The organism is Virgisporangium ochraceum (assembly GCF_016863655.1).
Taxonomy (GTDB): Bacteria; Actinomycetota; Actinomycetes; order Mycobacteriales; family Micromonosporaceae; genus Virgisporangium; species Virgisporangium ochraceum.
Genome location: NZ_BOPH01000073.1, coordinates 71,345 through 94,793 on the forward strand (window position 1 = coordinate 71,345; position 23,449 = coordinate 94,793).

Consider the following 23,449-nt stretch of genomic DNA (forward strand, 5'->3'; position numbering starts at 1 on the left):
ATCCTCGATGGCATGGAATCGGCGATCACCGTCACACCGGCGCAGCTGCCGTCGCTGCTGCTGCACCTCGCGGTGGTGCGTCCCGTGTTCCTGTGGGGACCGCCGGGCATCGGCAAGAGCTCACTCGTGCGCGACTTCGCGGCGGCGCTCGGCCTGCCCTGCGTCACGCTGCTCGGTACCCAGCTCGCGCCGGAGGACCTCATCGGCGTCCCGGAGATCCGCGACGGTCGCAGCCGCTTCGCGCCGCCGGAGGTGATCGCCCGCACCGAGCCGTACTGCCTGTTCCTCGACGAGCTCAACGCCGCGACGCCCGAGGTGCAGAAGGCGTTCTACTCGCTGATCCTCGACCGGCGCATCGGCGGCTACGAACTGCCCGAGGGCTCGATCGTGCTCGGCGCGGGCAACCGGTCCAGCGACAACGCGCTCGCCCGTCCGATGGCGAGCGCGCTGGTCAACCGGCTCGTCCACGTCCACTTGCGGGCCAGCTCGACCGACTGGCTGGTGTGGGCGGCACACAACGGCGTCCACCCGTGGATCTTCGACTACCTCACCGACCGGCCCGACCAGCTGTGGAGCAAGCCGCCGAAGACCGAGGAGCCGTTCTCTACGCCGCGGTCGTGGCACATGCTCTCCGACGCCCTGCACTCCTACGGCCCGGACGTCGACGAGGAGACGCTCACCGTGCTCACCCACGGCACGCTGAGCACGCGGCACGCCACCGGGTTCGCCGCTTACGTCAAGACCGTGCGGCACCGCTACGGGCTCGACGCGATCGTGCGCGGCGACGCGCCGTGGCCACGCGCGGCCAACGACCGCGACCTGCTGTTCTTCTTCACCGAGGCGTTCCGCGCCCGGCTCATCAAGGACCTGCCGGCGAGCCGCGAGCACGCGTCGCCGTCGGTGCGGTCGTTCGCGGCGCGCGCGAAGGTGATGCTCGTCGAGCTGGCGGAGATCTCGCTCGAGTACGCGCAGATCGTGGTCGCGGCCGACGACGACGGCATGCCGGTGCTGCCGGGCTGGTTCCTCATCGAGGTCAGCCGCGATCTTCCGCGCCTGGTCGCGGCACGGGCGTGAAGACGCCATACGAGGATGCGCTGGTCGCGGTGCGCGGCCTGCGCATCTTCAGCGAGCTGTTCCGCGACAGCAGCGTCTCGGATCGGCCCGTGGTGCGCATCCACGACGACCCTGACGCCGGATACGCCGTCGCCTCGGCCCGCGGGTGGGCGCAGGTTTTCCCCGACGGCGTCATCGAGGTCAACCGGAAGATGCCGGGCGACGCCGGTGTGTGGTTCTGGGCCCTGACCCACTGCGTGCTGCACCTGGGTTTCGGCCACGTCGACGGCCGGCGCCGGCTCGACCGCGCGTACACGGCGGCGTGCTGCCTGGCGGTCAGCCGCTACCAGGAGGCGCTCGGGCTGGGCACGGCCCCGTTCGACGTCTCCGACCTGCCCGCCACCCCCGAGGCGACGCTGACCGAACGGTGGCGCGCTTCCGGGGTCCCGGCGGAATTTGCCACCCTCGGAGCCGGCGGCGCGATCGCGGACCTCGGCTCGGCGACGCCGCCCGCCACGGACCCGAAGTGGGGCGACCGGTTCTCGATCGGCATCGCGGCCCAGGCGGCCGACGCGGTGCGGTCGGCGCTCGACCAGTCCGACAAGCTGCGGTTCGAGCGCGGTGCCGCACCCGACCCGAACACCCAGTGGGAGCGGGCGCGGCGGTGGTTCGTCTCGTCGTACCCGCTGCTCGCGGCGCTGGCGAGCCGCTTCACGATCGTGGCCGATCTCGACCTGGCCCGGCGGCTGCGGATCTCCGTGGCGGCCGTCGACGCCGAGCGGGCCGAGATCTACATCAACCCGCTCGCGGGCCTCACCAACGACGAGCAGTGGCGGTTCGTGCTGGCACACGAGATGCTGCACGCCGCGCTGCGGCACGGCGACCGCGCCGGCACCCGCGACGCCTACCTGTGGAACGTCGCCTGCGACTACGTGATCAACGGCTGGCTGGTCGAGATGGGCGTCGGCGCGCCGCCCGACGGCCTGCTCTACGACACGGCGCTCCAGGGCCTGTCCGCCGAGGCGGTCTACGACCTGATCGCTCGCGACCTGCGGCGGCTGCGGCGCCTCGCGACCCTGCGCGGGCGCGGGCTCGGCGACATCCTCACCGAGCCCACCCGCGGGGTGGGCGACCCGGTGGCGCTCGACGACTTCTACCGCCGGGCGCTGACGCTCGGCCTGTCGAACCACGAGAGCCAGCACCGCGGGCTGCTGCCGGCCGGGCTGGTCGACGAGATCGCCGTGCTCAGCCAGCCACCGCTGCCGTGGGACGCGAAGCTGGCCCGCTGGTTCGAGGAGTTCGTGCCGGCGGTCGAGAAGCGGCGCTCGTACGCCCGGCCGTCGCGCCGCCAGTCGTCCACCCCCGACATTCCCCGGCCGGGCTGGTACCGGCCCGAGGAGCGCGACCGGCGGGTGACGTTCGGCGTGGTCCTCGACACGTCGGGGTCGATGGACGCCGAGCTGATCGGCAAGGCGCTGGGCGCGATCGCGTCGTACGCGCTGGCCCGCGACGTGCCCGCGGCCCGGGTGGTGTTCTGCGACGCGGTGGCGTACGACGCCGGCTACGTACCGGTGGAGACGATCGCCGGCCGCGTACGGGTGCGTGGCCGCGGCGGCACGGCGCTTCAGCCCGCGGTGACCCTGCTCGAGACCGTCGACGACTTCCCCGCCGACGGCCCGATCCTGATCATCACGGACGGGTACATCGAGAACACCCTGCGGATCCGCCGCGAACACGCCTATCTCATACCGGCCGGCGCGCGGCTGCCGTTCACGCCGCGCGGGCCGGTGTTCGAGGTTCGGTGACGCCTACTCGGCGAGGAACTCGTGGGTCTCCTGCTCGAAGACCAGGTCGGCGAGCTTGCTGCGCAGGCGGCTCTTCAGCTCGCTCGGCGCGGTCTCGCCGCCGCAGCAGCGCGCGACGAGCGCCTTCACCTCCTGCTCGATGCCGTACTCGCGCAGGCACGGCGAGCACTCGTCGAGGTGGTGGCGGATCAGGTCGCGCCGCTCGTCGGTGCTTTCCAGGTCGAGGTAGAAGTACACCTCGGCGAGTACCTCACGACAGTCCGTATCGTGTGGATCGCCACAACTCATGACATGACCTCACGTTCGGGGGTCGCGCTGCGGGTGAACCCGCGCTCGACGGCGTACTGCTCGAGTTGGCGACGCAGATTGCGCCGGCCGCGGTGCAACCGGCTCATCACGGTGCCGATCGGGGTGCCCATGATGTCGGCGATCTCCTTGTAGGAGAACCCTTCGACATCAGCGAGGTACACCGCGAGCCGGAACTCCTCGGGGAGCCCCTGCAGCGCCTCTTTCACGTCGGTGTCGGGCAGCCGGTCGAGCGCCTCCGTCTCGGCGGACTTCAGCCCGCTCGAGGTGTGCGACTCGGCCTCAGCCAACTGCCAGTCGGTGATCTCCTCGGTAGGGGCCTGCACGGGTTGCCGCTGCCGCTTCCGGTAGGAGTTGATGTACGTGTTGGTCAGGATGCGGTACAGCCACGCCTTGAGGTTGGTGCCCTCTTCGAACTGGTGGAAGGCCGCGTAGGCCTTGAGGAAGGTCTCCTGCACCAGGTCTTCCGCGTCGGCCGCGTTGCGCGTCATCCGCAGGGCGGCGGCGTACAACTGGTCGAGGAAGGGCAGGGCATCCCGCTCGAAGCGCGCCTGCCGTTCGTCGGACCGCTCAGTACGCACCACGCGGGAGACCCCCTTCGACCGTTCCCGCGAGGATACGCTGCCGGCCGCGACCGGCAGTCCTTCGGTGGTGAAAGACGGCAGCCCGGTGGAGCCGGACACGGGCCACTCCGGGCCCGCCAGCACCGTGGCCAACCATCGCGGGTCACGCTCCCGGGTCGGGATCAAGGACCGCGCTCCTTTCGTTGTCTGCGCAGGCACCGAAACTCTGGCGCCCGGGTCACACAACAAGGAGGCGGCTGGGAATCTTCCCGGAATCAGGCCGCCCAACCGTGCCGGGCGAGCCAGCCGACCAGGGCGGCACCGATCGTGTTCACGCCCTTACGCAGATCGTGCACCGCGCCGGGCAGCACCAGAACCTCCCGGCCGGGCGCCTCCGGGGTGACCCCGAACGGGTCCCGCTCACCGCTGACGACGAACACCGGCACCTCGACGGCGTCGATCTCGGGCAGTCGCGACTTCTCCGGGCGCCCCGGCGGGTGCACAGGAAACGCCAGCGCCACCACACCCACCGCACCGGCGGCGGCCGCCGTACGGCAGGCGACCCGCGCCCCGCTGGACCGTCCGCCCACGATCAGCGGAACCGTGCCCGTCTCCGCCGCCAGGTTTTCGAGCACGGCGAGCCACGCCGTGTCGAGCTGACCGGCCGGGGCCGGCGTTCGACGACCCGCGACCCGGTAGGGCTGGGTGATCCGCACGACCCGCACGCCCGCCGCGAGGGCGGCCGTGCGGACCGCGAGAATGTCCGGGGCGTCGACGCCGCCACCGGCACCGTGACCGATGGCGAGGACCGCCCGGATGTTGCCTTCCGGCTCGTCGATCTGAACCTGCGCCGGACCGGTCGGTGTGTGTACTTCGCGCACCCGACCAGTCTGCGGCTCAGCCGACCGTCGCTCCCACCGGATCGCGAACCGCCACCTTCTGCGGTGCGATCAGCTGAATCAGCGGCAGCAGCAGCGGTTCTTCGCGTATCGGCGAGTCGACCGGTTGTGGCTGGTCGCCACGCCACGCGACAAGCATCGCGCGGCGCTCCCGTGGTGTCGTGGCCCCCCACACACCGTGACAGTCACCGACCTCGAGCGCCCAGGCCAGGCAGGAACCCTGTACGTCGCAGGTGCGACACAGAGCCACCGCGGCATCGGCCGGTTCGCTCGGAGCCGGAAAAAACGTCTCGGGATCGACGGTCTGACACGCTCCGCGCGTGCGCCAGGCCGGATCGAGACCACGCTCCGCAACCGCTCGTTGCAGACGTGGGTCGCGCCGTGCCGAAGCGACCTCGTGCGGGCGAGGCATCCGCGCCCGGGTCATTCACCCACCTCCCCCGTGGGTAAGAACAACAGAATTGCGGACCCTCGTTTCGTAAACGCCATCGTGGCGCACGAATGAAAGCCCGCCGGCGCGTTGTTCTATCGCACTCGTGACACCCGATACAAGGGTTCACGCAGAGAAAGCAAAAACTTTACGTGCATAAATGCGGTCAAAACAGTGTGAGATCGGCGCGATCAGGGGTCGAAGCGGTCGGCAGGGGTGCCTCTACCCGTTCGACCAGTGACGGACCGTCATTGCGAACATCGCCCACTCGGGCACCTACCGGACGGATCTCCAGGCCCTCCACAAGTGCCTCCGAGGGCGTCAGCAGGGCCTCGGCGTCGGCGGGTTCGGCGGTGAGCCAGTCGTCCCACCGCTCGCGGGGGAGCACGAGCGGCATCCGGTCGTGAACCACCGCGAGGTCGCCGATGGCAGCTGTGGTCAGGACACAACACGACAACAACCTGTCATCGCCGCGTCCCCAGACCGCCCAGATGCCGGCGAAGGCGAGCACGTCGCCGGAGGGGTCGGTCATGAAGTACGGCTGCTTGTCCTTCGGGCCGCGCTTGAACCACTCGTACCAGCCGTCGGCCGGCACCAGGCACCGTCGCTTCTGGAACGACGGCGAGAACGCACCCGACTTCGTGACCGTCTCCGCACGCGCGTTGATCAGGCGCGCGCCGCCCCTGGTGTCTTTCGCGTACGACGGCACGAGGCCCCACTTCACGCGCGACAGCACACGACCCTCCGCGCTGCGGGAGATGCGCACGATCGGCACCGGGTCGGTGGGTGCGACGTTGTAGTCGGGCTCCAGGCCGTCGCCGGTGTCGTCGTCGGCGTCGAACAGCGCGCTCAGGTCCGCCGAACTGCGGGAGGTGGCGTAGCGACCGCACATATGTCCACACTATCGCCAACAGAGTGACTCGGCTGTCCGTCGCGTCCCATCCAACAGGAGACCCGCCCGGGCGATCTCAGCGTGACCGACCGGGCGTCAGACTGTAGGTGTGGCGATCGCGACCTCTACCCCCGTTCCCTGGCCGGCACCCACCGCGTCCGGTCCGGTGACCTCCTCGGTGCGCCTGCCCGGCTCCAAGTCGATGACGGCACGGGCCCTCGTGCTCGCGGCGGTCTCGACCGGCACCAGCACGCTGCGGGCGCCGCTGCGGGCCCGTGACACCGAGCTGATGGCGGCCGGGTTGCGCGCCCTCGGGGTCCACGTCTCCTCGCGCGACGACGAGCTGTGGACTGTGCGGGCCCGCCCGCTGTCCGGGCCGGCCTCCATCGACGTGGGGCTCGCGGGCACGGTGATGCGGTTCCTGCCGGCGGTCGCCGCGCTGGCCGACGGTCCCGTGACCTTCGACGGCGACCCGGCGGCCCGGCAGCGGCCGATGGCGCCGCTGATCACGGCGCTGCGCGCGCTCGGCGTCGACATCGCCTCGGCCAACGGCGGGTTGCCGCTCACCGTCAACGGTTCCGGCCGGGTGCAGGGCGGCGAGGTGACCATCGACGCGTCGGCCTCCAGCCAGCTCGTCTCCGGTCTGCTGCTGGCCGCCAGCGAGTTCGACCGCGGCATCGTGGTGCGCCACGACGGCCCGAAGGTGCCCAGCGCGCCGCACCTGCGCATGACCACCCAGATGCTGCGGCTCGCGGGTGCCGCCGTCGACGACAGCACGCCGAACGTGTGGACCGTCGAGTCCGGCCGGCTCACCGGCCGGGCCTGGAACATCGAGCCCGACCTCAGCGGCGCCGCGCCGTTCCTCGCGGCCGCCCTGGTCACCGGCGGCGAGGTGACGATCGCAGACTGGCCCATCGGCACCACCCAGCCCGGCGACCAGCTCCGTGAGCTGCTCACCACGATGGGCGGCGCCGCCACGCTGACCCCCGAGGGCCTCACCCTGCGCGGCACCGGCCGCATCCACGGGCTCACCGCCGACCTGTCCGAGGTGGGCGAGCTGACGCCGGTGCTGGCCGCACTGGCCGCGCTCGCCGACTCGCCGTCGCGCCTGACCGGCATCGGCCACATCCGCGCACACGAGACCGACCGGCTGGCCGCGCTGGCCCGGGAGCTCGGCCGGCTGGGTGTGCAGGTCCACGAGCTGGCCGACGGCCTGGAGATCCACCCGCGACCGCTCACCGGCTCGGTCTTCGAGACCTACGACGACCACCGCATGGCGCACGCCGCGGCCGTCATCGGGCTCACCGTTCCGGGCGTGAACCTCACCGACGTCGCGTGCACCTCCAAGACACTCCCGCAGTTTCCGGCACTATGGTCAGCGATGGTGCGGGGAACAGCGGGAGGAAACGGCTGACACGCAAACGCGAGTACGACGAGGACGACGTCCGGATCCGACCGGGTCGGTCCTCGCGCCCGCGTACGCGTCAACGGCCCAAGCACAGCGACGCGCTGACGGGGTTCGTCATCGCCGTCGACCGGGGCCGATACACCGTCTGGCTGCCCGACCAGGAGCGCAGCGTAACCACGATGCGGGCCCGGGAGCTGGGCCGGCACGGCGTGGTCGTCGGCGACCGGGTGCACATTGTCGGCGACACGACCGGCGACGCGGGCACCCTGGCGCGCATCGTGCGTATAGAAGAGCGTGACTCAACGCTCACGCGTACCGCCGACGACGTCGAGGGCTCGGTCGAGGGCCGGCAGGAACGCGTCGTGGTAGCGAACGCCGACCAGATGGTGATCGTCAGCGCGCTGGCCGACCCGCCGCCGCGCACCGGGTTCATCGACCGGTGCCTCGTGGCCGCCTACGACGCCGAGATCGACCCGCTGCTGTGCCTCACCAAGGCCGACCTCGCCGGACCCGAGGCGCTGCTCGACTACTACACCGACCTCGACCTGCCCTACGTGCTCTGCCGGCCCGACCGGCCGCTCGACCTGCTCCTCGCCGAGCTGAGCGGCCGGCTGTCGGTGCTCGTCGGGCACTCCGGGGTGGGCAAGTCGACGCTCGTGAACCGGCTGGTGCCCGACGCCGACCGCGCCGTGGGCGTGGTGAGCGCGGTCGGCAAGGGCCGGCACACCTCGACCAGCGCGGTCGCGCTACGGCTGCCCGATGACGTGGGGTGGATCGTCGACACGCCCGGGGTGCGGTCGTTCGGGCTGGCGCACGTCACCGAGAACAGCATCCTGCACGGGTTCCCGGACCTGGTCGAGGCCTCGACCCGGTGCCCACCGAACTGCGACCACACCGGCGCCGGAGGCGAATGCGGGCTCGACATGCTGGTGGCCGAGGGCGGTGCCGACCCGCGGCGGCTGGCGTCGTACCGCCGGCTGCTCGCGCTGAAGGCAGGTGACGATCCGAACCGGTTCCGCGAGGATATCGGTGCCGGTGAAAATGATCCTGGGGAGCAAACGCATGGCTGACCTGACGCGTGCCGTGGAGCGGCACTGCGAACTCTTCAACGAGTGCGTCCGCACGGGCGACTGGGCGCCCTTCACGGCGTCGCTCACCGACGACGCGCTGATGGCGTTCACCAACATGCCGGTGGGCCCGTTCCACGGCCGCGACCAGATCGCCGTCGCCTACGCCGAACAGCCGCCGACCGACACGATGACGCTGGAGGCGGTGGAGACGCTCGACCAGGACACCGCCCGCGCCCTGTTCATGTGGGACGCGAGCGGCGACGACGGGCAGATGCTCCTGCGCTGGCGCGGCGACCAGGTGTCGGCGATCGAGGTGACGTTCGGCGCTCAGACCACGTCGACGTAACCGCCGGTGCGCCAGTACTCGCCCTTCTCCCGTTCCATCAGCGACTCGTCGATGAGGTAGCGGCGCAGGGCGGCGTAGTCGTCGTTCCATGCCCGCAGGACCGCGTTGACCTCCTTCTCCGGATACCGCACACCCGGCTCGAAGGCGAGCACGATGTGCTCCAGCACCACCCGGCGCTTCGCCCACGCCGAGGGCAACTGGGGGATCCGGCCGTCGACGATGAACGTGCGCAGCACCGCGTCGCGCTGCCGGTCGGGGTCCATGGGCTCGGCCGGCTCCGCGTGGGTCCCATGTTCTCTGACCGCGTCCTTGAACGCCGACACCTCCGCGACCAGGGCGCCCCCGGCGGACCCGACCAGACCTCCCTGTTCGAGCCTGCGCAACGCCGCCATCACCGTGCGCATCGGGAGGGCCGTGGCGTTCACCACATCGGCCGGCGCCGACGCCCCCAGCACCACGGCCGCGAACACCCGCAGCCGGTCTGGCTCGGCAAGCTGGCCGCAGAGTACGTCCGGTCTCATGGTTGCCACGCTAACGGGGTCGACTAGCGTTTTACCGCATGGCCCGGTACGCCGATGACCTCGCGCTCGCACACATGCTCGCCGACACCGCCGACTCGATCTCATCGGCCCGTTTCCGGGCTCAGGATCTGCACGTCTCCGAGAAGCCCGACCTCACCCCGGTCACCGACGCCGACACGGCGGTGGAGAAGGCGTTACGGGCGACCCTGTCCCGCGCCCGTCCCCGCGACGCCGTGCTCGGCGAGGAGTTCGGCGCCGCCGCGGCGCCGGCACCCGGCGGCGGCTCCCGCCAGTGGGTCATCGACCCGATCGACGGCACGATGAACTACGTCCGCGGGGTCCCGATCTGGGCCACGCTCATCGCGCTCCTCGACCACGACGAACCGGTGGTCGGCCTGGTGTCTGCGCCGGCGCTCGGACGGCGGTGGTGGGCCGGCGTCGGCCACGGCGCCTACGCCGGGCGGCACGCCGCGGCGGCCACGCCGATCAAGGTCTCCGGCGTGTCGCGAATGGGTGACGCGTCCTTCTGCTACTCGTCGCTGACCTCGTGGGAGGAGGTCGGCAAGCTCGACGCGATGCTCGACCTGATGCGGTCGTCGTGGCGCACCCGGGCTTACGGCGACTTCTACGGCTACATGCTGCTCGCCGAGGGCGCCCTCGACGTGATGCTCGAGCCGGAACTGTCGCTGTGGGACGTCGCCGCGCTGGTACCGATCGTCACCGAGGCGGGTGGCGAGTTCACCGACCTCACCGGCCGGCGCGGCCCCGGCGGCGGCAGTGCCGTCGCCACGAACGGGAAGCTGCACGCCACGGTGCTGGAGCGCATCGGTCTCGACTCTTAGCTTCGACGCGTTTCGCGGCCTGCCCGGTGATCGCTACCGGGCCGTTCTAAGCTCTCCGGGTGACCGGTGGTTGGGGTTTCCTCGCGGCGATGGTCGTCGCGTACGGCGTGGCGAACCTCCTGCAGTCGATCGCTGCCGCCAACACCGACCTCCACCAGGGCTTCAGCCCGCGGCTCCTGTGGCGCCTGGGACAGCACAAGGCGTACCTGTTCGGAATCGGATTCCAGTTCGCGGCGTTCGCGCTGGCGTTCCTCGCCCGGCGCGACCTTCCGCTGTTCCTGGTGCAGTCGGCGGTGGCCGCCGGGCTCGGCGTCACGGCCGTGCTGGGCGTGCTGGTGCTGAAGTGGAAGCTGCCCACCACCGAGATCCTGCTGCTCGCGTTGCTGTGCTTCGGCCTGGCCGGGTTGATCATTTCGGCCGAGCCGATGCCGTCGCGCCCGATGGGCAGCCTCGGCGTGGCGCTGCTGGCCCTCGCGTTGCTGGTGATCGCCTTGGGCGGGTTCTTCGCCGTCCGGATGCACGGCGCACCCGGCTCGGTGGTGCTCGGCTCGCTCGCGGGGCTGGCCTTCGGCGCCGCGGCGGTGGCCTCGCGTCCGCTGGCCTCGGTGCACCACCTCGACGGGTTCTTCCTCGCCGACCCGCTGCTGTACCTCCTGGTCGGCCACTCGGTCGTCGGCCAGCTCCTGCTGGGGCTCGCGATGCAGCGCGGCTCGACCACCGCCGCCGTGGCCGCGATGGACGCGGCCGCGGCCGTACCGGCGGCGGTGATCGGACTGCTGTTCCTCGGCGACAGCATCCACCCCGGGCGGGAGTGGGTGGCCGCGCTCGGCTTCGTGGGCACGCTGGCGTCGGTCATCGGGCTGAGCTACTACGCCGAACCGCAGCACCACCACGAGATCAGCCAGCCCGCCCATCCGCCGCTGCGCGAGCACGTCCCGGCACGCTAGGGCCAGGCGGGCTCGGTCTTCATCAGGTCCTCGACGGCCCGGCGCTCGCCGTCCTCGGCTACGACTTCGACCAGTTGTTTCGCGCGCTCCCAGGCCGCGCGGGCGCCGGGACCGTCACCGGTGGCGGCGAGGGATCGCGCCAGAACCTCCGCGGCGAGCGGGCGGTCCCAGTCCTCCATCGCCTCGGGGTGCTCCTCGACGAGCTGAGCGCACCTCCGGGCGTGGCGCAGCGCCAGGTCGGGTTCGCCGATGCGCACGGCCACCGAGGCGATCAGGTGCTCGCCACGGGCGTGGTTGGCGGTGTTGCCGGCCTCCAACCAGTGGTAGGTCGAGGCGTAGGCGGCGTAGAGGAGCCGCTCGCGATCCGCGAGAGGGCTGTGCGGACCGATCTGCTCCAGCAGGTCCCAGGTCTCGTTGTTGAGCTGGACGCCGAACCAGCGGTGCAGGTCGCGCTCGGCGACCTGCTTCCGGCCGACCTCGGTCATGAGGTCGTGCCAGCCGGCGAAGCCGTACTCGCGGGCCACGACGAGCTGCGCGTCGCGCAGGGTGAACTCGTCCGGACGCTTCTTCAGCGCCTCGGCCCGCTTCAACGCGGCCGGGTTACCGCCGACGACGGCCCGGCGCAGGTCCTTGGCCTGGCCGCGGAGCTGGGTGAGGTCGGGCCGGGTGGGTAGCTCGGTGGTCACGGGACATCTCCGTCTCCGCGCCCGGCGTCCGCTGACCACCGGACGCGACGGGAGGGCACACAGTCACGGAGTCGTCTTTTGCAGGAGTCCAGGTGCACTCGGTGCTTGCCGCGGACAGGAGGCGCCCTGGTGCGCGCTGGGCACAGCTTCCGCCATGCCCGGAGCGCGCGTCAAGCTCCCGCGTTCCTGCTTCAGGCGGTCCTGCTATGCGGGACGCGTCGTGTCGCCCTTGCCGGTCTTCTCCTGCGCAACGTCGACGACCTTGTCGATCATGCCGCTGTGCTTGTGACCGGTGCGCTTGTCGACCTCGTCGCCGAGCTTCTCGAGCGCCTGGTCCACTTTATCGTCGTGCCGGTCGGCAAGGTCCTTCACCCGGTCGATGAAACTCATCGCGCGCGTCCTCTCGGTCGGGGTCCGTTGGCCCAGCCTACGGTCATCACCCGTCACGCCGACCCCGATCCGGCGATTGACCACGAAGCGTAACCACCGTTTGACTTCTCCGCGTGAGACGCCTCCCCGCGATCGTCGCCGCCCTGGGTTTTGTCCTGATGCCGCTGGCGGCACCCTTTCCGGCCGCTGCTGCGCCCACCGTGCCCTCCGCCCCCGAGGAAGCCCTGCCGTGGAGCACGCTGACTACACCCGGCCGCGGGGTCCAACTGCTGTACCGGGGTGGCCTGAGCGCGTCGGGCACGGTCGCCGACAGCAGCGGCCACGACCTCGACGGCACGATCGAGACCGGCGGCGGCGGATCCGTGACGTCGGTGGCCGGCCGGTTCCTGCGTTTCCCGGGTGGCTCGTGCCCGGTGGCACCCTGCCCGCAGGCGATCGTGCGCCCCTCGCGCGGGGACACGCTGGTTCCCGGCGACGGCATCTTCAGCTTCGGTGCAGACGTGCGGCTCACCGAACCACCGTCCACTGTGGCCGGCATGAACGTGTTCCAGTTCGGCGCCGCCGGTACGGGTCTGCAGCAGTGGAAACTGCAGGTCGACTCCGGCCGGCCGTCGTGCCGCTGGTCCGACGGCACCGCCGTGGTGCTGCTGCCGGCGGACCTCGCGCTCGTTCCGGGGACGTGGTACCGCGTGCGGTGCACCCGGCTCAGCGCGTCGGTGTTCGAGACGCGGGTGGTCCATCCGACGACGGGGCGGCCGGTGGCGCCGCCGGCGCGTCAGACGACGACGATGGGGCCGATCGTGCCCACGGGGGCACCGGTGATCGCGGGCAAGCGGGTCAACGCGGCACAGTCCGATGTGGACACCGACCAGTTCCACGGCGACCTGGACAACGTCTACTTCTGGCGTGCATAGGCTTTCTGGGACGGGCGTGAGCGCTATTCCAGGTCGTCGGCCGCGTCGGCGAGGTTCTGGGCCACCTTCGCCCATACGATCTGCCGCCACGGCGCACCCTGGCCGGCGGCCGCGGCCGCGTCGTAGAGGTCGCTGAGCTGACGGGTCAGCACGACGACGTTGGTGCGCAAGGGTTCCCCGTTCTCGTCCACCGGGTCGATCGGCGGCACGTTGGCCGTCACCAGGTCGACCGGGTCGCGGAGGCCGGCCTGCAGTTCCCGGTCCGCTTCCGCGAGCGTCGACGCGAAGCGGTTCCAGGGGACCCGGTTGTCGGGGTCGCGCGGGGCGTTGACGCCGGCGTGGAGGGCGAGCAGGAGAGCCTGTCGAGGCCCGACGTCGTCGGGATCGGTCGCCACGGCGACCTCGGCGCTCACCTGGCTGAGGAGCACCAGAAAGCTGTTCATGTCGGGCACTGTGACGCCCACCGGCACGCAATGCAACCCGGGACCCGAAATCACCGGTTCTCTGTATGCTGACGCCGGTCGATCACCGGGAGCTGACATGCCGCCGTGGCCCAAGACCTCTTTCGACTCCGCCGACGCGGAGCTGGATCTGAGCAGGTTCGACTTCGACGTGGATTTCGACGCCGCCTACGTCCACTCTGGTTCTCTGCACATCGACGGCGACTGGAGCGGCGGCGACCTGTTCCGCCGGTGCGGCCTCGACCCCGACGGCCGCTATCTGGGCGAGTTGACCGCGTTCGTCGTCGACGGCGACCTGACCGTCGACGGCACGCTGGATCTGGACGCCGGCGTGAAGGAGTCGTTCGCCCTGATGGTGACCGGCGCCCTGAGGGCGGAGGTCCTGACCCTGGACGCCACGATGCTGTTCGTGTTCGGCGGCGCCCAGGTATCCCGCCTGATCGACTTCACGACGAACGACGGAACGCTGTCGATCGCCGGCACCACCACCTGCCCCCTGACCATCTGCGACGAGGGTGACCTGAACCTGCGAAGCACCGGCCACATCCTGTGCCGCTTCTCCACGACTCTCCCCGACCCCCACCCCCCGGTCGACGACCCGGACGACTGGCCCCAGCCGACGATCACATTGAGCCGGGCCGAGGTTCCGTCTGCGTTGGCGGAAGGCCTCTACGACGAATCCCACTGGGTCGACTCGGAGTTGGCGGTGAACTGGGCCCGCGCGGGACGGCCACTCCTGATCGGCACGTCGTAGGTCGCGCGGGTGGGGCTCCGGAAGATCGCGCCCGGCCGACGGGGCGCCGCTTCTCGATCCGTCCTTGGTCACAGATCTGGTCGCAGGACCTTGCCTGCCGCCTGCTGATCTACTTGGTCTTCGACCAGGTGCCACAGCGCTGCGAAGTGAAGTCCTGGCCCGCCTTGAGCGTGACGGTGAGGTTGCCTCCGCCGATATGGTTTTCGATGATGTCGGACCCGTTGCTGCCAGACTTGGTGATAGACCAGTAGCAGTCGGACCCCGCCCCAATAGCTCGATACGTCCCGGGTTGGATATCGACGCCGACGCTGTACGTACCCTCCTCGATCGTCGCGCCGCCGGCTGCCGGCGGCGCAGCGCCAGCGGGTGGGGCGGCTGTGACGGTAACCGTCGAGGTCACTGGGGCCGGTGCGGCTGCCGAGGCAGTCACTGTTTCCGTCACTGTTCTGGCATCTGGCACCGGCGTCGCAGACGTCGCCTTGGGCGACTTGTCTTGGCTGCCCGCAGCACCGATACCCAGGCCTGCGAAGCAGGAGATCAAGATCGCGGCAATGCCACCTCCGATCGCAATCGGCAGCGGCACGCCCCGCCGTGGCCGACTCGGCGCGGGTGCCATTGGCCGTGGAGGTGGAAGGGCTGCCGGAGGTGATCCGTTGAAGCCTTGCGGAGCGACGCCTGGAGAAACCGGCGCCGAGCTGATCGGGAAGGGCTGGAACGGACCCGGCTGGGCGGTGGTCAGGTTGTCGTGGGTGGGCTCACCACCTGTAGTTGTCACGCCCGCCATCGTCGCTCTAAGTACTGCTTCGATCACCCTCCGAACGGTTGGCATAGCGGCATTTCAGTACTGGCGACCGACGTCGCCTGGTCAATCACCGGGTGACGTCCGGACATCCGACACTCCATATGGTCCGAGGTCACAGACCACAGACGCCACAGTGGGCCCTCTGTCCATCGGAAAGCGCCGAACGTACTTTGAACCACTCTGGATGTTGTGGAAGCTCTCTACAAGGTCAAGCGCAGGATTTGAACCTGTGACCTCTGGGTTACGAGCAGGCCGGCGGGCGTCTCGCCTATCCCACGCCGACTCATCGATTCTGTCTTGACCTGCGACCGAGAGCTCGGTCGTCGCAGGCGTCTTCACCTGTGGGCCGCCGTGCCGACCCGAGTTGGCTACACATCTGGCTACAGCCAAGCGGTGCCCCCAGCGGAGGCGAAGCCAAGGTCCACGTGTCGGCGTAGCCCGGTCAACAAGATTGCCGAACGGTGGGCTCGCTCCAGTAAGTCTCCCCTGAAGGCGAGCCCCGGCCGCCGCAGTCGCCTGCCAGTCGACGCAATTCAAGATCTTAAGTACCTCAATAAACCTTCGCGTGAAGAAATATCACGTTTGATGGGTCCTTCCAGCGGCGGCTACGCTACGTAGCGGCCACCGACAGAGATCAACCGCCAGTTACCGTGGAGTCAACGATGACCATCCCTCGCGCCTTCCTCAGCTTTGATTTCGATCATGACGAGGTTTCAAAGCGCATGTTTGCAGGCCAATGCGCGAAAGACTCACCCACCCCTTTCAATGTGTCCGACTGGTCGTCCAAAGCCGCCCTTCCGCAATCACAGTGGGAAAACCTGATCCGCCAGAAGATCAACAAGACCAACATGGTAATCGTCCTTGTGGGTCGCTACATGGCCAGCGCCACTGGCGTCACAAAAGAAATCGCGATGGCGAAAGCCCAGAACGTCCCAGTTTTTGGGGTTTACGTCGACAACGCAGGACCATCGAGCACACTCCCGATCGGGCTTCAGCGCAACCGGACCGTGATCTGGACTTGGCCGAACGTTGGAAATCTCATCAAGCAGGGCATGCGAGAAGGAAAGAACGCACGGTGAAGCGCGCGCTACTGGTCGGCGTTGACGACTACGCCAACTTCGGCGCGCTCTCCGGCTGCTGCAATGACGTTGTGGCACTCCACCCGCTCCTGTCGAGACATGCCGATGAGTCAAAGAACTTCGACTGTGTGACAATGCTTAGTTCGGGAGGTCCAGTCACGCGTGATGAACTATTAGAAGCAATCGATCAGCTGTTGTCCCCTGCCGTCGATGTCGCCATATTCTACTTTGCCGGCCATGGACATCAACTGGCAAACGATGTGGCACTCGTGACGAGTGACGGCACCCCCACGACCCCCGGTGTCTTGTTCTCGGAGGTCTTGACCAAGATTGCCAATTCACCAATTCCCGAGGTAATTGTCATTCTCGACTGTTGCTTTTCAGGAGCAGCAGGAGGTGTCCCTCAACTCGGCGACTTGGCAACCTTCATCCGTCGCGGGACCTCCATACTTGCCGCAGCACGCGCCGATCAGACCGCATCTGAAACCCCAGCGGGACGAGGGATGTTCTCGACCTATCTCTGCGATGCACTCGAAGGAGGTGCGGCAGATATCTTGGGCAAAGTCACGGTCGCTGGGGTTTACGCACACCTATCAGAGATGTTCGGAGCATGGGATCAGCGGCCCACGTTCAAGGCAAACATAGATCGCTTGCACGATCTTCGGCGGACGCTCCCCGCCATGGAACTGGTGCAGCTCCGCCATATGATGAAGCTCTTTCCAAGGTCGGATTTCGTGTTTCCTCTGAGCCCGTCCTATGAACCGGACGTTTTACCTCACGACGAAAAGAACGAGGCCGATTTTGCCATTCTTCAGAAAGGTCGCGATGCAAAGCTTCTTCGACCTGTTGGCGAGAAGCACCTCTACTACGCGGCCGTAAACTCTAAGGCATGCGAGTTAACCGCGCTCGGTAGACACTACTGGATTCTCATCGATAGAGACTTAATATGACAATACTTGGCGTATCGGGCCACCAGCGCTTACCTGCCCGAGGAAGAGACTTCATCATATCGGAGGTCAAGAAGATACTGAACTCCGCCGAACGACCATTGATTGGTGTCGGCTGCCTGGCGGCAGGTGCAGATCAGCTCTTCGCTCGCCTAATTCTAGAGTCGGGCGGCGATCTTAGAGCGGTAATACCATGCCGCGAGTACGAACAGACGTTCTCAACGCCGTCCGAAAGAGACAACTACCTGAGCCTTCTTGGGTTTGCCACTCAGGTCGTTTCGCTGACCAACTATCCTTGTGGCGAGAAGGCCTTTATGGAGGCCGGCCGCGAGATCGTTCGGGAGTCAGAATCCTTAGTTGCAATTTGGGATGGAATGCCAGCTCGCGGCCTTGGCGGAACCGCAGATGTAGTCGAATATGCGCGCAAGCTTTCGCTCGAGGTCACTGTCGTATGGCCCGCCGGAGTGCGCAGACCATAGATTGTTTACTGCTGTACTCCCACAGGTCAGCAGGACGACCTATGAGGCGCAGGGGTTTGCTGGGCGCAGCGTGGACAAGCTGAGCCTGGTCAACCGTCAGGCCAGCGCGCATCGCCTTGGGCGCTCCGGCGACACCATCACTCCTTTCCAATATCAACCACGGCGACCGAGATGCCGGACGCCAGGGATAGTAGAAGGTTGAAATGCCTTTTAGTGCTGTCGTGAGTCAGCTTCTGATTTCGTGTCCTGGTGACGTCACCGAATCCGATCTCGCCGTGGTTCGAAACGCAATCACCCGCTGGAACGGTACATACGGGGAGCGCTTTGGCGCCGTCGTATTGCCCGTGTCGTGGAACCACAACGCGGCGGCCGAGTTCGGGCGACCCCCTCAGGAATCGATCAATGAACAGTTGGTCGACCGTTGCGACATATGCATTGCGATATTCGCTAATCGTATCGGTACACCAACGGCCTCGACCGAGTCGGGAACCACCGAAGAGATCGACCGAGTTAACAAGAACGGCGGGTACGTAGGAATTCTTCGTTCGGTCCGGCCCGCCGACACGCGGAGCATAGACCCTGACCAACTAGGCAGGTTGAGGAACTACCTAGACGACATAAAGACCAACTCTCTCGTCCTCGAATACGAGGATAATGTCACCTTGGCCGCGAACGTCGAGCAGATCCTAGTCGCCGCCGTTTCAAGGAATCGAGGACGTGCTGAGGTGCAACTAGCCTCTCCCTCAGCCGCGAAGGCACAGTACGCCGAGATCTGGCCGCGGACGACTTCCGAGGAAAAGGTCCGCACAAATTCCAGGGGTCAAGTGAGTTCCAGCCGAAACTGGTATATCGCGCTTTTCAACTCCGGAAAGGCGCCAGCGCGAAACGTTAAATTCGACGTGAAGGACGAACGGTCGGGCGACGATGTTCCGTGGCGAATCATCGTTAGCGATGTTGACACACCTTTCGATGTTGCGGTTCTTGCGCCAAACAGCGAGGTGCGCTTTCCGGTTGCTTTAGGTATGGGCATGCCAGTCCAGGCTCGTTGCGTTGTAACCTGGGACGATGATCGCGGACGGCAGACCAACGAGGCAACGATCCGCTTAGTCTAGGCACGGCCAATAGGAATTTCCGCTTCGCCTGAAAGGAAGATTGAGGAGCCGAGCCAAGTCCTTCGCTTGCAAGGTAGATAGCTGACTCTTGCCGGGCGAAACCCGTTTGTGCGCCTCGTAACCGACCGCCTCGACTGCATTCGCACTTCCCATGCCGCAGACCGAGCGCCGAGATCGGCTGGAAGGCGCCCACGTCATCTCACGTGCGTCAAGCCCGTTAATAGGCGAGCCGGAGCGCTTCGCCGAGGGCGGTATGAGCGTGGCGGGCCTGCTCAAAGCCGCCTCGTTCTCGGGACGGCTGGCTACACATCTGGCTACACCAGACGCGAAGACGGCCTTCCAGATGATCTCTGGAAGGCCGTTTCCGGTGGTAGCGGGGACAGGATTTGAACCTGTGACCTCTGGGTTATGAGCCCAGCGAGCTACCGAGCTGCTCCACCCCGCGTCGCTGGGATAACTCTAGCGCACGCCCTCACCCACCACCAAACCGGCTCCCCACCAGGCAAGACCCACGGAAAACGCCGCCCGCGCCCCCGGCGAGGGGCACGGACGGCGTATCCGTCTGGACGGGGGTCAGCCCGGTGGGGCCGAGGACGCCGGAGCCGATGGCGGGGCCGAGGCACCCGGCGAGCCCGACGGTGGCGTGGACGGGGTGGCGCTGCCGGCCGCCGCAGCGGCCTTCTGGGCCTCCTCGAAGGCCTTCATCGCCTCGTCCAGCTGTTTCAGGGCCCGGCCGTAGCGTTCGAAGTCGCCGGACTGCTGGGCGGCCCGTACTTCGGCGATCGCCGTCTGGACGTTGGCCGCCGCCGTCACCAGGGCCTGGTTGGCGCCCGGCTGGGTGCCGTTCGACGGGGGCGGCTGGGTACCGGACGGAGGCTGGGCCTGGCCGGCCGGTGGTCGGCCGTTGTTGGCCTGGGTCACCAGGCCCTCGAGGCCGGCCTGCAAGGTGTTGGCGTAGGCGGCGTAGTCACCGAAGTTGACCAGCACCTTGTTCAGGAACGGGAACGAGTTGTCCTGGCTCGTCGACCGGATGTAGAGCGGCTGGACGTACAGCATGCCGCCGGCTATCGGTAGCGACAGCAGGTTGCCGAACACGGGTCTGGAGTCGCTGGACTCGAGCAGGGTGATGTCCTGCCTCGCCTGGTCCTGGTTGACCATCTTCTGGTGGACCTGCGCCGGACCCTGGATGTTCGTGTTGTCGGGTAGCTCGTAGACCTGCAGCACCGGCTTGCCGTCGACGTAGTACCCGCTCACCAGCGCGGCCAGGTTGGCCCGGTTCCTCGGCACCACGGCAGCGGTGAGCTGGAAGTTCAGGTCGTCCTGCTGGGGCATCTTGGCGAGCACGTAGTACGGCGGCTGCTTCTCCTGGCCGTTGTTGGCCGGGTCGGCCGGCACCTGCCAGAAGTCCTGCTGCGAGAAGAACTCGTTCGGCGCCGTCACGTGGAACCGGGAGAGCAGGTCACGCTGGACCTTGAACTGGTCGACCGGGTAGCGCAGGTGGTCGGTGAGCTCCCGGGGAATCTGGCTGCTCGGCTTGACCAGCTTGCCGCCGAACGCCTTGTTCCACGCCCGCAGCACCGGGTCGCTGTCGTCGAACGAGTACAGGGTGACGGTGCCGTCGTACGCGTCGACCGTGGCCTTCACCGAGTTGCGCAGGTAGTTGATGTCCTGCCGCTGCTGCGCGAACGTGCCCTCACCGGTGGTCGCATCGGTGGTGGCACCCCGCAGATCGACCTTGGTGGAGTACGGGTAGGTCGAGGCGGTGGTGTACCCGTCGACGATCCACAGGACACGACCGTTGACCACCGCCGGGTACGGGTCGCCGTCGATCGTGAGGAACGGTGCGACCTTCTCGACCCGCGCCCGCGGCTCACGCACGTACATGAGCTTCGAGTTCTCGTTGAACACGCTGGAGAGCAGGAAGTTGGTCTCCCGCAGGTGGGTGGCGTAGAGGATGCGACGTGACATCGAGCCGACGTCGATGCCGCCCTTGCCGTCGTACGTGAAGTACTGGTCGGTGTTTCCGCTCGGGCGGTCGAACTCGGAGTCGTTGCCACCGGTCTTGCCGACGATCGCGTACTCGCTCATCTGCTCGCCGTAGTACACACGCGGCTGCGAGGTCGGAATCTGCTCCGTGGCCGACTGGCATTCCTCCGTCCCCTGGGTCTGCTGCTCACCGAGGAAGCCGGAGACGAAGTACGGCAGCCCGCCGCAGACCAGCCGGTTGGCCGGCGCCGCGACGAACCCGTACCCGTGGGTGAACACGGTGTGCTTGTTCTGCCAGTTGCTCTGGGTCGCGCTCAGCTTGTTGTAGTTGATCTCGCGGACGCCGACCACGTAGTCCTGCGTCTTGCCGCCGACCTCGTAGCGGTCGATGTCGAGCTTCTCGGCGAACTCGTAGAAGCCACGCACCTGCTGCTTCTGCGTGTAGGTGTCGTTGACCACGGCCGGGTCGAGCAGCCGCACGTTCGGCACCGTGGTGGTGTCGGTGAGCAGCTCGCCCGGTGGCACGGTCACGTCGGCCTTGTACTGCTCCGTCTTGACGTCGGTGATCCCGTACGCCGCCCGCGTGCCGTTGATGCTGTATTGGATGTACGGGCTCTCCTTCTCGCGCGGGCTCGGCTTGACGGTGAACGACTGCACACCGGCCGGGATGATCCCGCCGATCACCACCGCCGAGATTCCGAGGAGCGCCAGCGCCACGCCGGGCCACACGAGGTTGCGGGCGAACGCGTTGGAGAACACCAGGATCGCGACCGCGACCACGAGCGAGATCCAGGCCAGGATCTCCTTCGCCGGCAACAGCGCGCTGATCGCGGTGTAGGAGGCCCCGTTGAGGTTGTCGACGCTCGGGTTCGACCCGAGCAGCAGGCCGCGCCGGTCGAGGAAGTAGGCGGCGGCCTTCAGGAGCACGAACGCGGCCACCAGAGCGGTGAGGTGCGCGCGGGCCGCCGGGGTCATGCGGTCGCCGGCGCCCTGCAGGCGCACGCCGCCGAGCAGGTAGTGCAGGCCCAGCGCACCGAGCAGGGAGACGACCACCGCGAAGAAGCCGACGCCGAGCAGGTACCGGTAGAAGGGGTACTCGAAGATGTAGAAGCTGACGTCGACGCCGAAGTGCGGGTCACGGACGCCGAACGAGCCGCCGTTGGTGAACAGCAGCCACTGCTGCCACCGGTTCTGCGCGGCGATACCGGCGAACAGACCGATGAGACCCGCGATGAGCGCGATCCAGGTGCCCATGCGGGGAAGCAGGAACATCCGGTAGCGGTCGAGCGCGTGCTGCTCGGCGGAGTGGGGACGCAGCAGCGGGCGCATCCGGTAGGCCAGCCACAGGTTGACCGCCACGATCAGCCCGACGCCGAGCCCGAACGTCGCCAGCAGGAGTGCCCGGGTGGTGAGGATGCCGCTGTAGACATCGGTGTAGCCGGTTTCGTCGAACCACAGCCAGTCGGCCCAGATATCGAAGGCGCGGTCGGTGACCGCGATGAGCACAAGCAGCACGGCGAGGACGACCAGGGTGACCCTGCCCCGCCGGCTGACGCGGGACAAGGGGGTGCGCATTACCACGATGACTCCCTGCAGAGGCTCCCCGAACGGGCACCAGCGTAGCCACCCAGTCTGACAGCGGGAGGCCGTGCCGGTACGCACGGTCGAGAAAGTGCCTAAACCACCAGAAAACCGGACGGGAAAATGGAGCTCAGCAGAGCGCCGGGGTGCGCTTCTCGCGCAGCGCCTGCAGTGCGTTGAGCGCGTCGTCGATAGTCGCGACGCGGTAGATCGGCAGCCCCGGCACGGCGTTGGCCTTGGCCTCGGCGCAGTTGGCCGCCGGCGCGAGGAACACGGTTGCCTTGTCGCGCTTGGCTCCCCGCAGCTTCTGCGGGATGCCGCCGATCGCGCCGATGTTGCCCTCGTCGTCGATCGTGCCGGTGCCGGCGATCCGGATGCCGCCGGTCAGGTCGACCGGATCGACCTTGTCGATTACGCCCAGCGCGAACATCAGCCCGGCCGACGGGCCACCGATCCGGTCGAGGTCGAACTTCACGTCGAACGGCGCCGGCTGCTTGTGCTCGATGACGACGCCGAGCCGGGGCGACCCGTCCTCGGCCTTGGCGGTGGCGACCCCGGCGACCGCCGCGACGCCGTCGCGGGTGTAGCCGACCTGCAGCACGGTGCCGGCCGGCTTGGCCCGCACCAGGTCACGCAGCTTCTGGCTGGACGTCACCGTCGTGCCGTCGATCGTGGTGATGACGTCGCCGGGCTTGAGCGTCGCCTCGGCCGGCGAGCCGCCCGCGACCTCGGTGACCGTCACCAGCACCGGGAACCCCAGCTTGCGCAGCGCGACCGTCTCCGCGCTGGTCTGCGACGCCCGGAACGAGTTCGCGTTCTCCTGGTCGACCTGCTCCTCGGTCTTGTCGGGCGGGTAGACCAGGTCGCGCGGTACCACCGAGCTGTCACCGCTGATCCAGCCGCGCACGGCGTCGAGCAGCGTCAGGTTGTCGCGGACATTGACGGTCGTGAGCCGCAACTGCCCGGCGGACGGCGTTTCGGCGCGGCCCTCGATCGTGATGATGGGCTTGTTGCCGTGCGAACCGAGCGTGTTCTCGGTGGGACCGGGGCCGAGTTCGACGTACGGAACCGGCGCCGTGCCCGCCTGCCAGATGAGCAGCAACAGCAGCACGGCACCCAGAAGAAGGGTGGCTCCGCGACGTCCCATGGCGGCGACTCTATCCGTCACGCGCACCA

The 23,449-nt window shown here is 68.0% G+C and carries 25 protein-coding genes and 1 tRNA gene; 13 read left to right on the plus strand and 13 right to left on the minus strand.

Features of this window, described 5'->3' with window-relative positions; translation table 11 throughout:
- Window positions 1–12: 12 nt before the first annotated feature.
- Window positions 13–1,074, plus strand: coding sequence for an AAA family ATPase (locus Voc01_RS25595; RefSeq protein ID WP_203930089.1), 1,062 nt, complete (start codon window positions 13–15; stop codon window positions 1,072–1,074).
- The gene (locus Voc01_RS25600) at window positions 1,071–2,858 is read left to right on the plus strand and encodes a vWA domain-containing protein (RefSeq protein ID WP_239160478.1); all 1,788 of its coding nucleotides are present in this window, start codon (window positions 1,071–1,073) and stop codon (window positions 2,856–2,858) included. Before Voc01_RS25595 ends, Voc01_RS25600 begins: the two co-directional genes overlap by 4 nt.
- Before the next feature lie 3 nt (window positions 2,859–2,861).
- On the opposite strand, the gene rsrA is transcribed toward Voc01_RS25600, so the two are convergent.
- From rsrA to Voc01_RS25625, 5 genes are all read right to left on the minus strand, one after another.
- Window positions 2,862–3,146: a mycothiol system anti-sigma-R factor gene (rsrA, locus tag Voc01_RS25605; protein WP_203930090.1), complete on the minus strand. Its 285-nt coding sequence runs from the start codon at window positions 3,144–3,146 to the stop codon at window positions 2,862–2,864.
- Entirely contained in the window at window positions 3,143–3,946 is an 804-nt protein-coding gene (locus tag Voc01_RS25610) for a sigma-70 family RNA polymerase sigma factor (protein ID WP_373873870.1), read from the minus strand. Before Voc01_RS25610 ends, rsrA begins: the two co-directional genes overlap by 4 nt.
- A 56-nt stretch (window positions 3,947–4,002) precedes the next feature.
- Entirely contained in the window at window positions 4,003–4,608 is a 606-nt protein-coding gene (locus tag Voc01_RS25615) for an alpha/beta hydrolase family protein (protein ID WP_203930092.1), read from the minus strand.
- A gap of 16 nt (window positions 4,609–4,624) precedes the next feature.
- Complete coding sequence (locus Voc01_RS25620; RefSeq protein WP_203930093.1) at window positions 4,625–5,053, minus strand: WhiB family transcriptional regulator; 429 nt, start codon at window positions 5,051–5,053, stop codon at window positions 4,625–4,627.
- A gap of 169 nt (window positions 5,054–5,222) precedes the next feature.
- Window positions 5,223–5,948 (minus strand): SOS response-associated peptidase, encoded by a 726-nt coding sequence (locus Voc01_RS25625; protein WP_203930094.1) that lies wholly within the window; start codon window positions 5,946–5,948, stop codon window positions 5,223–5,225.
- 109 nt (window positions 5,949–6,057) lie between these two features.
- On the opposite strand from Voc01_RS25625, the gene aroA reads away from it, so the two are divergent.
- Genes aroA through Voc01_RS25640 form a run of 3 tightly spaced genes read left to right on the plus strand, consistent with a single transcriptional unit; the run spans window position 6,058 to window position 8,772 of the window.
- Window positions 6,058–7,362, plus strand: coding sequence for a 3-phosphoshikimate 1-carboxyvinyltransferase (aroA, locus tag Voc01_RS25630; protein WP_239160479.1), 1,305 nt, complete (start codon window positions 6,058–6,060; stop codon window positions 7,360–7,362).
- Window positions 7,320–8,426, plus strand: coding sequence for a ribosome small subunit-dependent GTPase A (gene rsgA, locus Voc01_RS25635; RefSeq protein WP_203930095.1), 1,107 nt, complete (start codon window positions 7,320–7,322; stop codon window positions 8,424–8,426). Before aroA ends, rsgA begins: the two co-directional genes overlap by 43 nt.
- Window positions 8,419–8,772, plus strand: coding sequence for a hypothetical protein (locus Voc01_RS25640; protein WP_203930096.1), 354 nt, complete (start codon window positions 8,419–8,421; stop codon window positions 8,770–8,772). The genes rsgA and Voc01_RS25640 overlap by 8 nt, the downstream gene beginning before the upstream one ends.
- On the opposite strand, the gene Voc01_RS25645 is transcribed toward Voc01_RS25640, so the two are convergent.
- Window positions 8,754–9,293, minus strand: a complete 540-nt coding sequence (locus Voc01_RS25645) for a DUF2087 domain-containing protein (RefSeq protein ID WP_203930097.1) — start codon at window positions 9,291–9,293, stop codon at window positions 8,754–8,756. The genes Voc01_RS25640 and Voc01_RS25645 overlap by 19 nt on opposite strands.
- Window positions 9,294–9,331: 38 nt before the next feature.
- On the opposite strand from Voc01_RS25645, the gene hisN reads away from it, so the two are divergent.
- Both hisN and Voc01_RS25655 read left to right on the plus strand, forming a co-directional pair.
- Window positions 9,332–10,135, plus strand: a complete 804-nt coding sequence (gene hisN, locus Voc01_RS25650; RefSeq protein WP_203930098.1) for a histidinol-phosphatase — start codon at window positions 9,332–9,334, stop codon at window positions 10,133–10,135.
- Window positions 10,136–10,224: 89 nt separating this feature from the next.
- Window positions 10,225–11,082, plus strand: a complete 858-nt coding sequence (locus Voc01_RS25655) for a hypothetical protein (RefSeq protein ID WP_239160488.1) — start codon at window positions 10,225–10,227, stop codon at window positions 11,080–11,082.
- Here Voc01_RS25655 and Voc01_RS25660 read toward each other — a convergent pair.
- Window positions 11,079–11,768, minus strand: coding sequence for a hypothetical protein (locus Voc01_RS25660; protein WP_203930100.1), 690 nt, complete (start codon window positions 11,766–11,768; stop codon window positions 11,079–11,081). The two genes, Voc01_RS25655 and Voc01_RS25660, sit on opposite strands and share 4 nt — an antisense overlap.
- A 204-nt stretch (window positions 11,769–11,972) precedes the next feature.
- Window positions 11,973–12,158, minus strand: a complete 186-nt coding sequence (locus tag Voc01_RS25665; protein ID WP_203930101.1) for an antitoxin — start codon at window positions 12,156–12,158, stop codon at window positions 11,973–11,975.
- A gap of 113 nt (window positions 12,159–12,271) precedes the next feature.
- Here Voc01_RS25665 and Voc01_RS25670 point away from each other — a divergent pair, with 113 nt between their 5' ends.
- Window positions 12,272–13,072 carry a hypothetical protein gene (locus tag Voc01_RS25670; RefSeq protein WP_203930102.1) on the plus strand — a complete coding sequence of 267 codons (801 nt, stop codon included), beginning with the start codon at window positions 12,272–12,274 and terminating at the stop codon, window positions 13,070–13,072.
- A 23-nt stretch (window positions 13,073–13,095) separates the two neighbouring features.
- Here Voc01_RS25670 and Voc01_RS25675 read toward each other — a convergent pair whose 3' ends face one another.
- Window positions 13,096–13,515: a hypothetical protein gene (locus tag Voc01_RS25675; RefSeq protein ID WP_203930103.1), complete on the minus strand. Its 420-nt coding sequence runs from the start codon at window positions 13,513–13,515 to the stop codon at window positions 13,096–13,098.
- Between Voc01_RS25675 and Voc01_RS25680 the strand changes: the two genes are divergently transcribed.
- On the plus strand, window positions 13,514–14,287 hold the full coding sequence (locus Voc01_RS25680) for a hypothetical protein (protein WP_203930104.1): 774 nt from the start codon (window positions 13,514–13,516) through the stop codon (window positions 14,285–14,287). The genes Voc01_RS25675 and Voc01_RS25680 overlap by 2 nt on opposite strands.
- Window positions 14,288–14,396: 109 nt before the next feature.
- Here Voc01_RS25680 and Voc01_RS25685 read toward each other — a convergent pair whose 3' ends face one another.
- On the minus strand, window positions 14,397–14,870 hold the full coding sequence (locus Voc01_RS25685; RefSeq protein WP_203930105.1) for an Rv1352/Rv1906c domain-containing protein: 474 nt from the start codon (window positions 14,868–14,870) through the stop codon (window positions 14,397–14,399).
- An 881-nt stretch (window positions 14,871–15,751) separates the two neighbouring features.
- On the opposite strand from Voc01_RS25685, the gene Voc01_RS25690 reads away from it, so the two are divergent.
- From Voc01_RS25690 to Voc01_RS25705, 4 genes are all read left to right on the plus strand, one after another.
- Window positions 15,752–16,168, plus strand: coding sequence for a TIR domain-containing protein (locus Voc01_RS25690; RefSeq protein WP_203930106.1), 417 nt, complete (start codon window positions 15,752–15,754; stop codon window positions 16,166–16,168).
- Window positions 16,165–17,118 carry a caspase family protein gene (locus tag Voc01_RS25695; protein WP_203930107.1) on the plus strand — a complete coding sequence of 318 codons (954 nt, stop codon included), beginning with the start codon at window positions 16,165–16,167 and terminating at the stop codon, window positions 17,116–17,118. The genes Voc01_RS25690 and Voc01_RS25695 overlap by 4 nt, the downstream gene beginning before the upstream one ends.
- Entirely contained in the window at window positions 17,115–17,594 is a 480-nt protein-coding gene (locus tag Voc01_RS25700; protein ID WP_203930108.1) for a hypothetical protein, read from the plus strand. The genes Voc01_RS25695 and Voc01_RS25700 overlap by 4 nt, the downstream gene beginning before the upstream one ends.
- Window positions 17,595–17,815: 221 nt before the next feature.
- Window positions 17,816–18,706: a DUF4062 domain-containing protein gene (locus Voc01_RS25705; protein WP_203930109.1), complete on the plus strand. Its 891-nt coding sequence runs from the start codon at window positions 17,816–17,818 to the stop codon at window positions 18,704–18,706.
- A gap of 368 nt (window positions 18,707–19,074) precedes the next feature.
- On the opposite strand, the gene Voc01_RS25710 is transcribed toward Voc01_RS25705, so the two are convergent.
- From Voc01_RS25710 to Voc01_RS25720, 3 genes are all read right to left on the minus strand, one after another.
- A tRNA-Met gene (locus Voc01_RS25710) sits at window positions 19,075–19,151 on the minus strand.
- Between the two features lie 128 nt (window positions 19,152–19,279).
- Complete coding sequence (locus tag Voc01_RS25715; RefSeq protein ID WP_203930110.1) at window positions 19,280–22,267, minus strand: UPF0182 family membrane protein; 2,988 nt, start codon at window positions 22,265–22,267, stop codon at window positions 19,280–19,282.
- Window positions 22,268–22,403: 136 nt separating this feature from the next.
- Window positions 22,404–23,420, minus strand: coding sequence for a YlbL family protein (locus Voc01_RS25720; RefSeq protein WP_203930111.1), 1,017 nt, complete (start codon window positions 23,418–23,420; stop codon window positions 22,404–22,406).
- Window positions 23,421–23,449: the final 29 nt, after the last annotated feature.